At 62.8% G+C, this 13306-nt stretch carries 7 protein-coding genes and 1 pseudogene; 1 reads left to right on the forward strand and 7 read right to left on the reverse strand.

Annotation, left to right across the window (positions count from 1 at the left end; genetic code table 11):
* Window positions 1-51: 51 nt before the first annotated feature.
* The 4 genes and pseudogenes from HMPREF9695_RS26785 to HMPREF9695_RS19015 form a co-directional block, all read right to left on the reverse strand.
* Window positions 52-582 (reverse strand): hypothetical protein, encoded by a 531-nt coding sequence (locus HMPREF9695_RS26785; protein ID WP_024921865.1) that lies wholly within the window; start codon window positions 580-582, stop codon window positions 52-54.
* A gap of 1119 nt (window positions 583-1701) precedes the next feature.
* A complete protein-coding gene (locus HMPREF9695_RS19005; RefSeq protein ID WP_006022522.1) occupies window positions 1702-2727 on the reverse strand; it encodes an IS110 family RNA-guided transposase in 1026 nt (341 codons plus the stop codon).
* Window positions 2728-3600: 873 nt separating this feature from the next.
* Window positions 3601-4678 (reverse strand): annotated as a pseudogene (locus HMPREF9695_RS19010) (IS630 family transposase).
* A gap of 516 nt (window positions 4679-5194) precedes the next feature.
* On the reverse strand, window positions 5195-7717 hold the full coding sequence (locus HMPREF9695_RS19015) for a heavy metal translocating P-type ATPase (RefSeq protein ID WP_006022526.1): 2523 nt from the start codon (window positions 7715-7717) through the stop codon (window positions 5195-5197).
* Between the two features lie 539 nt (window positions 7718-8256).
* Here HMPREF9695_RS19015 and HMPREF9695_RS19020 point away from each other — a divergent pair.
* Window positions 8257-8688 (forward strand): hypothetical protein, encoded by a 432-nt coding sequence (locus HMPREF9695_RS19020; RefSeq protein WP_006022527.1) that lies wholly within the window; start codon window positions 8257-8259, stop codon window positions 8686-8688.
* Between the two features lie 147 nt (window positions 8689-8835).
* Here HMPREF9695_RS19020 and HMPREF9695_RS19025 read toward each other — a convergent pair whose 3' ends face one another.
* The 3 genes from HMPREF9695_RS19025 to HMPREF9695_RS19035 are packed head-to-tail and all read right to left on the reverse strand — an operon-like array spanning window position 8836 to window position 13202.
* Window positions 8836-10026, reverse strand: coding sequence for an acetate/propionate family kinase (locus HMPREF9695_RS19025; protein ID WP_006022528.1), 1191 nt, complete (start codon window positions 10024-10026; stop codon window positions 8836-8838).
* Entirely contained in the window at window positions 10023-11441 is a 1419-nt protein-coding gene (locus HMPREF9695_RS19030; protein ID WP_006022529.1) for a bifunctional enoyl-CoA hydratase/phosphate acetyltransferase, read from the reverse strand. Before HMPREF9695_RS19030 ends, HMPREF9695_RS19025 begins: the two co-directional genes overlap by 4 nt.
* A gap of 3 nt (window positions 11442-11444) precedes the next feature.
* Complete coding sequence (locus HMPREF9695_RS19035) at window positions 11445-13202, reverse strand: PHA/PHB synthase family protein (RefSeq protein WP_006022530.1); 1758 nt, start codon at window positions 13200-13202, stop codon at window positions 11445-11447.
* Window positions 13203-13306: the final 104 nt, after the last annotated feature.

The raw sequence follows: 13306 nt of genomic DNA on the forward strand, positions 1-13306 counted from the left end.
TGGATTCTGAGTATCCGGCTGGTAACGTTCCTGTGAGCTGCGACCTTGAGCCTATCCGCCTCGCAACTTAGCCACACGCGAAAGCTTGTCCTGGATCGAACGCGAACCAGCCGTCGGCTGGTCTGATTTCGGCACGGCGACCGGTTTGACGGTAACCGTTCTCCCGGCCCGGGGCTCGGCTGTTTCACCGGTCATGGATCGGGATGACGCCGTTTCCTCTCGTGCGGCAGTCCGCTGGCGCGTGCTGTCTTCCACAGGCCGGCCTGTTGACGCGGACGCATTCCCCTTGATCTGCCGCGATACCGCACCGCGCAGACGATCGGCCGAGAAAGAACTCCCATCGGCACGCCGTATGCCGGCCGCAGCAAGCGCACGCGCGATCTGTGACCAAGTGAATCCCTCATCCCGGAATTCCTCGAACAGGCCGCGATGCCGCCGCACCGCACGATCGAGCGGTATAGGGCCGAGCGGTCCCTTGAAATTGTCAACGAGCGCCTTCAGCCGTCGCTGCAAGTTAGAGTTCATCGCGTTACCCGAAGCAAAATGAATCCAGACGAATTTTGGAAGCTCATGCAGGATCAAGTGCAACCACGGGCGATCTTCGAGCCGTTTTCCGCCCTCTGAGCTTGGCTGTTTTGCCGATTTGGGGCGTAGAACGCGTCCGGCCCACCGAGACCGCCGTTCGCTGTGGCGCACGATCTTTCTTCGGCGGGTCTTGTAGCACGGACGCTTTTTCCCGCATCTGGCGCGACACCGTCCCACGCAGGTGATCAACTGAAACCATCTCCCCGTCGGCGCGCCTGACCCCGGCCGCCGCTAGGGCCCGCGCCAGCTGCGACCATGTACATCCCTCGCGTCGCAACTCCTCGAACAGATCGAGATGTCTTCGCAAGACCCGATCGAGCGGAATGCGTCCGAGTGGTCCCCGCAGATCGTGAGCAACCGCATTTAGCCGTCGTCGCAGGTTCGAGTTCATGATGGTTTCCGACGCGTTCCTTGAACCCCGAGGCTAGCAAGCCCTCCAGGGAGCAGATGGATTCTGAGTATTCGCGCGTAACGTTCCTGTGAGCCAGGTCCCCAGGAATCCCGCGCCTGACCGCTACGCAGACGATCGGCCGAGAAGGCCCCCATCGGCGCGCCGTATGCCGACCGCAGCAAAGGGATGCGCGATCCGTGACCACGTGAATCCCTCATTCCGGAATTCCTGGACAGGCCCGAGATGCCGGCGCACCGCACGATCGAGCCGTAGGGGATCGACCGGCTCCTTCAGACTTCGAGTTCGTCGGCAAGTGCTCTCAAACACCGCCGCAGGCTCGAGTCCGCGGGTTCCGACGCAAACTGAACCAAGACGAACCAAGATCACCCGATGAGAAGCGCGTCAAATTGCTTCAAAATGATCTCTTCACACCTGTGCATCGGTGGATGGCGCCCGCATGGCAAGAACTTTTTCGACGCTCTGACAATTGGTGGTCGGGGTGCGGTCATCGGTCCGGCCTCATCGAAGCGGATTCCTGGTCCGCGGGCTCTAATGGTAGTCCGCGGATCGAGTCCCAGCCACTATGGCGCGCTTGATGCGCATGCACAGGTACGGGTTGTCCCGATCCTCGGTCTCGACCGGTTGCCATTACGTCGTCGTCGCTCTCACCAATTCGATGATCCCACTCGGCAGCTGACTTTCTTTTCCTTCCCGGCCGCTTCTCCTTACGCGATGGCGGAGGCTTCCTGGCGGAATGCCTCGCCTCGGCTCATCACCGCCCACGCGATCCTCGCCATCTTGTTGGCCACCGCGATCGTGACCACGCGCGCCGGACGCCTTTGGAGGAGCGCGTTGATCCAGCCGGCAAGCTCGGGCTTGTTACGGCAATAGCGAATCACGGCGGTGGCGCCAAGCACGAGCAGCTTGCGCAAATACGCGTCGCCTTTTTTCGAGATCTTTCCCATATGGACCTTGCCACCGGATCCGGACTGCCGTGGGACAAGCCCGATCCACGTTGCCAGATGCCGCCCGGATTTGAAGACTTTGATGTCTCCAATGGTGGCTGTAATTGCGGATGCCGTGATCACTCCGATGCCGGGGATCGTTTGCAGTCGCAGACTGACCTCGCTGGCGCGGTGCGCTACTCGAATGGCGTTCTCGATCGTTTGTACGCGTGTCTGCACATCGTCGATCTGGCCCATGATCAGCTCGACGCAGCTGCGGACCGCATCGGGGAGGACCGCTGGGGTCGCGCCTTGGGCAAGCGCATGCAGCTCCGGGATGCTCCAGACTCCCTTGGGCGCGACCAGTCCGAACTCAGCGAGCTGGCCACGCAACGAGTTGATCAGCGCTGTACGCTGACGGACCAGCAGCTCTCGTGTCCGATGTAGCATTAAGCCCGATTGCTGCTCAGCTCTTTTGATTTCGACAAATCGCATTGTGGGTCGGGCTACCGCTTCACAGATCGCCTCTGCACCCACTGCGTCATTCTTGCCGCGCTTAACGTACGGTTTGACGTAGCCCGCTGGCATCAGCCGGACGTCGTGCCCGAGTGCCGTCAGCTCGCGACCCCAATGATGGGCGGTGCCACAGGCCTCGATGCCGGCCAGGCTACGCGGCAGTCCTTTGAAGAACTCGAGTACTTCCGAGCGACGGAGCTTCTTGCGAACCGCGACCTTGCCAGTCGCGTCGACACCGTGAACCTGGAAAACGTGCTTGGCGAGATCAAGTCCGATTGTCATAGTGGGCATCGTGGATGGCTCCCTTTAAGTGAATCTGACAACGACTCACTTTGGCACATCAGATGCCGGTAGCGGACGCCATCCACACCATCACTGTGGATGACACCCACATGGCCGAGCTTTTCTAACGTCATAGCATTTGGTCGTTGCGGTCATCTGTCCGGCCTTTGCTTGTGGTCTGTTCTCACAACATGGCCTCGATGGTTGTCCGCTGATCGGGCCCCCGTCATCGTTGACGGACTCAATGTCCGTGCAACTCAAAGTCCGTGCACAGGTTCGAAGTGTCCTGATCCTCGGTATGTCGAGCGGATGCCATCAAGGGTCATTGCCCTTGTCCAACTCGGCTTTCGTTTGTCGAGACGCTATTGATGGGGTCACCGCAAGGCCTCATTGCCAAGCCCCACCACGTGATTCTGAACGTCTGTTCCCCAAAAGGTGCTACCTGCTCTGCAGGATTGCCCTGACAATGCGTGCCAAATTGTTGGCAACCGCGAGAGTAACCAGTGGACCGGGCGCATGGACGCATTGACTAAATCGCACTTGCCTTGCCGCAGCCGCAATTGTCGGCGCGCTGAATTGAAAAGTCTGCTAAGTTTCGAGGTCGCAAGGTCGAATGGGGCATACGAAACTTCGGTTTTATGGGACGGAGAAAGTCAAATGCCGGCATTTGAACGCATTCCGTTAGATCAGCGCCTGCGAGATCTTCCATGCGCGTGACCTTGCTCCCTCGCTCACTACTGGCGTGCCTACTCACACGCATTTACAAGCGGGGCTATCGGCGAACGATACGGATGGGAAGTTGGTGGGAGCCGCTTTTCCAAGAAGCCTCGCCGAAACCTGGAGAACGAATTCTGGAAATAAACGCGGACAACTGCGGTACCGTTAAAATGATTGGGGCATTGTATCGGCAGAGCGCTCGATGGAAGCGAGGATGTCATCGGCGGACTTGGTCCATCGGAACGGTTTGGGATCGGCGTTGTGCCGCTCGATGAACGAAGTGATGTCAGCCCTGAGGGCGGCGACACTGCGATAGACACCTCGCCTGATCTTCTGATCGGTAAGGAGCGCGAAGAAGCGCTCGACCTGATTGAGGCATGACGAACTGGTCGGGGTCAGGTGCACATGCCAACGCGGCCTTTTAGTCAGCCATTTCCGGATCAGCGGGGTCTTGTGGGTGGCGTAGATATCCATGACGAGATGGACGTCGAGTTCGCGCGGCACGGCGGCCTCGATCTCGTCCAAGAACTTGCGGAACTCGGCGGCACGGTGCCGTCCGTAGCACTTGCCGATGACCCGTCCGGTCGCAATGTCGAGGGCGGCGAACAGCGATGTAGAGCCGTGCCTTTTTGTAGTCATGGCTCCTTCGGGCTGGCTGGCCGGGACGCATCGGTAACATCGGCTGAGTGCGGTCCAGCGCCTGGATTTGAGACTTCTCGTCCACACACAGAACGATGGCGTGCTCCGGCGGCGAGACGTAAAGGCCCACGACGTCGCGCACCTTGGCCACGAAGTTCGGATCGGTTGAGAGCTTGAACGGCTCCAGCCGGTGCGGCTGGAGCCCGAAGGCCCGCCAGATGCGTTGCACCATCGACACCGAGAGGCCACTGGCCTTCGCCATGTCGCGAGAACTCCAATGGGTGGCGTTCTCGGGGCAGTTTTCCAGCGTCCTCACGGCTTCGATAAGGGTATCGTCAATGGTGCGCGGTGCCCCGGAGCGCGGCTCGTCGTTCAGCCCGTCCACGCGCCGCTTCACAAAACGCCGCCGCCACTTGCCCACGGTCTGCCGGTCCAGCTCCAGCTTGGCCGCCACCTCCGTGTTCTGACCTCCTGCAGCGCAGGTCAGCACAATCCGGGCTCTCAGAGCCAGTGCCTGCGCCGTCTTCCGCCGCGTCGTCAGCGACTCCAGCTCGGCACGCTCCTCATCGCTCAATGTCAGGGGGGGCAGTTGCTGGACCGCCATTAGATGCTCCGTCGCTGTTTGCTTCCCTCTTGGCACAGCGATGCAAATCTACTGCGAATCTACGATTGCGAACTTGTGACTTGGGACACTAGCGCCTGCACAGGCAGGACGGCTGTTCTACTATGCATTTGACCTCCTCTGGCGGGATGGAAACGTCCGCAAACATCCGCGGATCGAACGCAAGCAACAACTCCTATTCCACCTACTCGGCGCAACGACATCGAGCTGCCGTTCTTATATTCCAAACACCTCGTGGTGACGGCTAACATTATCACCAGGCGTCCTGCAGCAGAATGTCTTTAACCACTGGCGCGTGCATGACTTCCCCACACATGCCGAGAAGGCTGTGAATGAGGCGGCTGTTCCTCAAGACAAACTCATGGGCGCACTCATTCATGAATTCGCCCTGGGCGGTTACCGGGATTGTAGTCAGTCTTATCGCCTGACGGGGGAGTAGACCGTTTACGCGGTTGCGTGGCCAGCCCGAGCGTCCATAGCCTCAGATGCTCCAAAGCCCTACCGCCTGTTGTCGCGATACGCGAGCAGGCGCAGCGCGTTGACGACGACCACCAGCGTCGAGCCCTCGTGAACCGCCACCGCCGGGCCGATGCCGAGGCCAAGGACCGTTGCCGGCACCAGCAGCCCGACCACGCCGAGGCTGATGAACACATTCTGGAGGATGATCCCGCGGGTGTGGCGGCTGAGACCCACCGCGAAAGGCAGATGGCTCAAGTCGTCGGCCATCAGCGCAACATCCGCTGTCTCCAGCGCGACGTCGGAGCCGGCCGCGCCCATCGCGATGCCGACCGTCGCGCTCGCCATCGCCGGCGCATCGTTCACGCCGTCTCCGACCATGGCGACCTTCTGTTCGGCGCGCAGCTTCTTGATCGCCTCGACCTTGTCCTCCGGCATCAGGTCGCCCCAGGCCTCGTCCAGCCCGACATCCTTGGCGATCGCCTCGGCGACCTTCTGATGGTCGCCGGAGATCATGATCATCCGCTTGATGCCGAGCGCGTGCAGCTGCGCAAGCGCATCGCGGGCGGCAGCGCGCGGCGTATCCATCAGTCCGATTGCGCCGAGTTCGTTGCTGCCATGGCGGACGACCATCGTGGTGCGGCCGCCTTCGCGCAATTTCGCGATTGCTGCCGCAGAAGCTTTGCCCAGTGCGGCGATGCCGTCGGCGCCGAACATCTCGGCCTTGCCGATCCAGACCGGCTTGCCGTCGAGCGTCGCGGTCACCCCGCGTCCGGTGAGGCTCTTGAGATCATGCGCCTGCGGGACGTCGCGCCGGCCCAGGCGCTCGCGACCGTCGCGCGCAATTGCAGCCGCCAGCGGGTGGTCGCTGAGCTGCTCGACCGCGACGGCGACCCTGAGCAGATCTTCTTCCGAAACTCCTTCTGCCGGGACAATATCGGTGATGCGTGGACGGCCTTCCGTCAGCGTGCCCGTCTTGTCGAAGGCGATCGCGCTCAGCGAGCCAAGATTTTCGAGCGGCGCGCCGCCCTTCACCAAAACGCCACCGCGTGCCGCTCGCGCAACACCGGACAGCACCGCGCTCGGAGTAGCGATTGCGAGCGCGCAGGGACTGGCCGCCACCAGCACCGCCATGGCGCGATAGAAGCTAGCGCTGAATGGCTCGTCGATTACCACCCACGCGAACAGCAGGATGAAAGCGAGTGCCAGCACTGCTGGCACGAAAAGGCGCTCGAACTTGTCAGTGAACCGTTGTGTTGGTGATTTCTGCGTCTCGGCCTCGCTGACCATCTGGACGACTTTGGCCAGTGCGGTCTCGGTGGACAGGCGCGTCACCTCCACCTCGATCGCACCCGCGCCATTGATGGTTCCGGCGAACACGCGCGAGGAGGCGCCCACCGAATTGGGTCTGGCGCGCGCCGTTGCGGCATCCTCGACCGGGCGCTTGTCGACGGGGATGCTCTCGCCGGTGACCGGCGCCTGATTGACGCTCGACTCGCCCTTCACGAGAAACCCGTCGGACGGCAGCCGCTCGTTGGGGCGCACGAGGACCACGTCGCCGACCACGAGGTCCTCGACGGGCACCTCGCGGGTCTCGCCGTCGCGGCGTACGGTGGCCGTTCGCGGGGCGAGCTCGGCCAGCGCCTCGATCGCCTGCTTGGCTCGTCCCATCGCGTAATGTTCAAGCGCGTGGCCGAGGCTGAACAGGAAGAGAAGCAGCGCGCCCTCCGCGAAGGCGCCAAGTGCCGCAGCGCCGGCCGCCGCGACCAGCATCAGCGTGTCGATCTCGAACTTCTTCAGGCGCAGATTGTCGATCGCCTCGCGCAGCGTGTAGAAGCCACCGAAGAAATAGGCGGCGATGTAGCAGGTGATCGGCAACCAGCCGGGGGCAGCGGGCAGGAGCTTCTCGATCGCGAAGCCGATCGCAAGCATAGCGCCGCATGCGAGGGAGAAGATCAGCTCGGTGTTGAACCCGAGAACACCGCCATGCGCGTGATCGTGCTCCTTCTCTCCCCGTGCGTGGCTGTGCTCGCCATGGTCATGACCTGCATGAGCATCGGCCACTTGGTCTTTGTCGACGCGATCAGGCTTCGCAGCCGGCCGGCGGGCGGCGATGGGTCCGGTCACCGTGACCCCCATCCCGGAGAGCGCATCGCGGATGGCCTGCTCGGAACCTCGGGTCCGGTCGAACTCGACACGCACCAGCCCGCCGGCGCTCGCTTCCGCCTCCAGCACGCCCGGCACTGCACGCAGACGATCAGCGACCGTCCGCGCCCTACGCTGGTGAGCGATTCCCTCGACCTGCCAAAGGACATGGCCGAAACGCTCGGTGATCCTGGCTCCGGCGCTTGCCACGAGCTCGCGAATGCGTGGAAGCGGTACGGCGCTTGGGTCGTAGTGGATGCAGAGCTGAGCGGGCTCGCCGGGGCCGGCGGCGGCGACATGAACCTCCTCGACCCCTTCGCGGCCCTGGATCTCCGATGTCAGCCGAGCTACGCACGCGTCATCGGTGTCGGGGACGCCCGGCAGTAGGATCGGAATGTCCAAGCGAAGTTTTTCGGTCACCCTCACGTCCTTCTTTACTTAAAATGCTTCTAAGCTAAGATCGCACCCTCTGGTAACCGCGACCTCACTATTATTCATTATTTTGCACGAGGGAGACAAAAGAAGGCGACCGGGATCTTCTGACGAGCAGATCATCCGTGCAATCACATTCTAGGCCATCATGCCGTCTGGATAGCTGTAAAGTTGCACTGGGTTTCACCGAACCTCCGCCGATCGTACGCGGCTCGTCAGCAGCGAACGGCGCGCCGCTGGACCGACGCCGCGGGCTCCGGCCGGAGTGGCTCATGCCAGAGACTCAGTCTCTTGCGGCCGAGAAAATTTCGCGGCGCCTGGGCGGAATCCTGGCAGCGAATGCGTCCCCCGCCCTGTCAGGATCGTGCGGCCAAGCGCGCGCTCGCATCGTCGCTTGGCGATGTTATGGTTTAACTACGACAGGTCCATGTCCGAGAGGGACCGAGGCTCTCAAGGTCGCAAGATGATGCGCCTGCAAACCAACATTCGCGTCCCCGGCCTGAACGGCCGTGAAGTGACAGACTTTCATGTTGAATTGCGACGACGCCAGCTATCAAGCCTGGTGGCCCGGGGTTCACTTGCAGTTTCACACCGTGCGCCGGGTCACGGGAGATGTCGGAAACGTGGTCTACATGGATGAGTATGTTGGCCGGTTTCGGCTGAGATTCCACGCGATCGTGACCGTCGTTGTTCCGGGAAAGGCGATCACTTGGCAATTCATAAAGGGCGTACGGCTGCCCGGAAAACTCACCCTGCGCCTCGAAGATCAGGCAGAGGGCGTCGCTCTCTCCCACGTGGTCGAGGTCGGATTTCGCGGTGCCGGCCGCGTGATCGATGCTGTTTTTCGCTTCTGGCTCACCCGCGAATTCGCAAATGCGTTGGACGAACACGTGCGGACCGAATTTCCGAAGCTACGCGACTTGCTGCGTTCGCGGGCGGCAACGCCCGGTAACGCATAGCACGAAGGCACGCTCCATTCGACACCGTGGAATTCGATTACCGGCATCACAACAATAGGGCAAAGGCGTAGCACAGCCGGGCGCGATGCTCTGTTTGTTGGTATTGCGGACGATCACGTCGCTTGCAGCGCCGGGCGATGAACAGTTCTACGAATGATCTTCTCTAACGACGTTGAGTGTATGAAGCGCGATCATCCGCTCTTCATTGGTGGGTATGACGAGGACGGCGACGGGGCTGTTGGCCTCGCATATGCGCAGAGCGCTGCCGAGATTGGCCGATTCGTCGATCCAGAGGCCGGACCAGGCGAGCCGCTCGCAGATCCGGCGGCGCACATCGGCGTGGTTCTCTCCGATGCCAGCGGTGAATACGAAGGCGTCGAGCCCTCCGAGCGAGGCGATGAGGCCGCCCGCCTCGCGCGCGACCCTCCAGCAGAAGAGTTCGATTGCTTCTTCAGCCTCGGGGCCGCTGTTGTCAGACAGCGTGCGCATGTCACTTGAGATTCCAGACACGCCCAGCAGTCCCGACTTGCGGTAGAGCAGGTCCTCGACATCCGCCGCGGACATGCCAAGCTGTGTCTGGAGATGAAGGACAACGCCAGGATCGATGGCTCCGCAGCGTGTTCCCATCATCAGGCCGTCGAGTGCGGTGAAGCCCATGGTGGTGTCGATGCTTTTGCCGTCGCGCATCGCGCACAGGCTGGCGCCATTGCCGAGATGCGCAGCGATCATGCGACCGGCGGCAAGCACGGGATCGATCTCGCGCAGGCGCCGGGCGATATATTCGTAAGACAGACCGTGGAATCCGTAGCGCCGGATGCCCTGCTCATGGAAGGCGCGCGGGAGGGGCAGGCGCGCGGCGACCGGCGGCTTGTCGTGGTGAAACGCCGTGTCGAAACAGGCCACCTGCGGAAGGCCCGGGCGGAGCTGCGCAATCGCACGGATGGCGGCCAGATTGTGCGGCTGGTGCAGCGGGGCGAGCGGGTTGAGCTTTTCCAGTGCATCAAGGACTGCGTCGTCGACGAGACGCGGTGCGGCGAACTCGGTCCCGCCGTGGACGACACGGTGGCCAATCGCGATCACCTGGCGGTCACCCAAACGTTCCGCCGCCCAAGCGAAGATGTCCTTTAGCAGTTCGGCGTGGCTCAGCGATGCGCCGTCCGGCCAGTCACGCTCCAGCACGATATCGCCGTCGGCTGAGCGGACCCTCAGGCTGGGTGCGATGCCGATCCGCTCGATCTTGCCGCCGGCTGACAGCATGGGGTTATTAGCCCCGTCGAGCGTGAACAGCGCAAACTTGATGCTCGATGAGCCTGAGTTGAGACTGAAAATGGCTTTCATGCGCTGGCCGGCAGTCCTGGAGCCGCCTTGGTCGCCGTGCGCGCCATCAGCACGGCGACCGCGCAGGAGGCAAGGCGCGTGCGCAGGCTGTCGGCGCGGCTGGTGAGGATGATGGGGACGCGCGCACCCAGGACGATACCGGCGGCAGATGCATCGCCGAGAAAGGTCAGTTGCTTCGCGAGCATGTTCCCGGCCTCAAGATTGGGCACGACGAGAATGTCGGCTTGGCCGGCGACGGGAGAGACAATGCCCTTCTCCTTCGCGGCCGCTGCACTGATCGCATTGTCGAGGGCGAGCGGCCCATCAAGAATGCCGCCGGTAATCTGCCCGCGATCCGCCATCTTGCAGAGCGCGGCTGCATCGAGGGTCGAGCCTATGGCCGGATTGATGGTCTCGACGGCAGAGAGAATGGCCACTTTCGGCTCCTCCACGCCGAGCACATGGGCAAGGTCGATCGCGTTGCGGATGATGTCGGCCTTTTCTTCCAGCGTCGGCGCGATGTTGATCGCGGCGTCGGTGATGATGAGCGGCACCGGATGGTCCGGCACGTCCATGACATAGGCATGGCTGATCCTGCGTTCGGTGCGAAGACCGGTGGTGGAGACGACCACCGCACCCATCAGTTCGTCGGTATGGAGCGATCCTTTCATCAGCAACCGCGCTTCGCCGGCGCGCACCAGCGCGACCGCTTTCTCTGCCGCGTCGTGGCTGTGGGCGGCCGGCACGACGCGCAGCGCGGCGATGTCCTTGCCGGCCTCCTCCGCAGCCTTCCTGATCCTCGCTTCAGGCCCGACCAGGATCGGCGTTATCAGGCCGGCCTCCGCCGCCTCCACCGCAGCCGTGATAGCCGCGGCGCTGCAGGGATGCGCGACGGCGGTCGCCACCGCTTCGCCCCCCGTCGTCTTCTCCACGAGACGGCGATAGCCGCGATGCTCGGCCAAATGCACATCAGGCAGTGCGATGCGGGGACGACGCACCTTGTCCTTCGGCGCCTTCACCTCCGCGCGCCCGGAGATCACCTCCTCGCCGTTCTGGTTGACGCAGCGGCAGTCGAACACGACGACGCTGTGCTCGGGCCGTTTCTCGGCGACGGTCACGCTCGCGGTGATCGTGTCGCCCAAGCCCACCGGCCGGATAAAGCGCAGCGACTGGCTGAGATAGACAGCGCCAGGCCCCGGCAGTTCAGTGCCGAGTACCGCGGATATCAGGCCGCCGCCCCACATTCCATGCGCGATCACGCGGCGGTATATGTCAGTGGCCGCGAAGTCGGCGTCGAGATGGGTCGGATTGACGTCGCCGGAGACGAGCGCGAACAGCTTGATGTCCTCCTCGCGGAGCGTCCGGGTCATGCTCGCTGTGTCGCCGACCCGGATTTCATCGAATGTCCGGTTCTCGATCATCCCCTCATCGGCCATCGCTCAACGCTCCAGCACATAGTGGCCGGGCGCGTCGGCGATGATCGGATAGTTCTTGTCGGGCGCGCCCATCGGCGGCGCCGTTGCGGCTTCGCCGGAATGCCGCTTGAGCCAGTCGCTCCAAGCCGGCCACCAGCTTCCTTCAAAGAGTTGGGTCCTGGTCAGCCACTCATCCGGATCGAGCGCCGGCCCGTCCGCCTCGCGGCGGAGCAGTCGATAGGAACGACGCGGTCGCCCTGGCTCCGACACGATGCCGGCATTGTGGCCGCCGCTCGTCAGCACGAAGTCGATCGCCGCGCCGGTCAGGCGATGGATCTTGTGCACCGATCGCCACGGCGCAACGTGATCGCGTTCCGTGCCCACGACGAACATCGGCTGGCGCATGGCGGAGAGACTGATCGTGCGTCCATCGACCTTGTAGCGGCCCTCGGACAGATCGTCCCCGAGAAACAACTGGCGCAGATACTGGCTGTGCATCGCAGAGGGCATGCGTGTGCCGTCGGCGTTCCAGGCCATCAGATCGGTCATCGGCTCGCGCTCGCCCATCAAATACGTGGTGAGCAAGCGCGACCAGACGAGATCGTTGGAGCGCAGGATCTGGAACGCGCCGCCCATCTGGCTGCTGTCGAAATACCCTCGACTCCACATCAGGCTTTCCAGGAGGTTAAGCTGCCCCTGGTCGATGAACAGGCCAAGTTCGCCCGGTTCGCAGAATTCGGTCTGGGCCGCGAGCAGGGTCACGCTCGCGAGCCGCTCGTCCCCATCGCGCGCCATCGTCGCGGCGACGATCGACAGCAGCGTCCCACCCAGGCAGTAGCCCACTGAATGGACTGAAGCGGCGCCAGTGATCGCGCAGATGGCGTCGAGAGCGGCCATCGGTCCGAGCCGACGATAGTCCTCCATGTCGAGATCGCGGTCTGCGCTGCCCGGATTGCTCCATGAGATCATGAAGACAGTGAAGCCCTGTCCGGTCAACCAGTTAACCAGCGAGTTCCCGGGCGAAAGGTCGAGAATATAGTACTTCATGATCCAGGCCGGCACGATCAGGATCGGCTCCGGCCGCACCATATCGGTCGTCGGCGCATACTGGATCAGTTCCATCAGCCTGTTGCGGCAGACCACCTTGCCACTGGCCGTGGCGACGGACTCACCGACTCGAAACGCTTCCGCGCCAGCTGGCGGCTGACCGCGGACCATCCGCCCCATGTCGTCCATGAGGTTGCGCACCCCATCGATCAGGCATCGCCCGCCGGTGTCCAGGATGCGCTGCTGGAGGACTGGATTGGTGGCGAGAAAATTGGTGGGCGCCACCGTGTCGAGCCATTGCCGCACGGTGAACGCCACCATGTCTTCATGATGCTTGGTGACGCCCGCGACGCCAGTCGTCGCCGCGTGCCACCATTGCTGGTTCAGCAAAAAGGCTTGCGAGATTAGATTGAACGGGGGCGTAGCCCAGGCCGTGTCCGCGAAGCGGCGGTCCTGCGGCAGCGGCTCGATCGCGCGCTCAGCGTCGTTCTTCGCCGCGCTCCTGGCTGCATAGTCAGCCAATCGGAGGCACTTGCGCATTGCTTTCGCGCCGAGCTGCAACTGCTTGCCCGGCGAAACGGCGAGATGCAGGCCCCAGTCGGAAAAGGCCTGGGCCACCGTCACCGGAGAAAGCCCGAAAGTCACTTGCGCGAAGGCAGCCGTCGTCGCGCGATCCAACGTTTCTGACAATCCATCCAGCGGATCGGTCGCAGTCTGCGAGTTGACCTCAGGCATTCGTTTCCATCTTTTTGCGATTCCAGGAGTTGGGCACTGAAGGAGAGTACAGCTGCCGACCACCGAGAGGTGGCAGGGTCAGAATGCAGCCAGCGAGCGCTCCT

Source organism: Afipia broomeae ATCC 49717, assembly GCF_000314675.2.
Classification (GTDB): domain Bacteria; phylum Pseudomonadota; class Alphaproteobacteria; order Rhizobiales; family Xanthobacteraceae; genus Afipia; species Afipia broomeae.

Coding starts and splice junctions, on each gene's coding strand:
- HMPREF9695_RS19005 (WP_006022522.1), bottom strand. CDS start 2,727: ATGCCCACTATGACAATCGGACTTGATCTCGCCAAGCACGTTTTCCAG.
- HMPREF9695_RS19020 (WP_006022527.1), top strand. CDS start 8,257: ATGTTGAATTGCGACGACGCCAGCTATCAAGCCTGGTGGCCCGGGGTT.
- HMPREF9695_RS19025 (WP_006022528.1), bottom strand. CDS start 10,026: ATGAAAGCCATTTTCAGTCTCAACTCAGGCTCATCGAGCATCAAGTTT.
- HMPREF9695_RS19030 (WP_006022529.1), bottom strand. CDS start 11,441: ATGGCCGATGAGGGGATGATCGAGAACCGGACATTCGATGAAATCCGG.
- HMPREF9695_RS19035 (WP_006022530.1), bottom strand. CDS start 13,202: ATGCCTGAGGTCAACTCGCAGACTGCGACCGATCCGCTGGATGGATTG.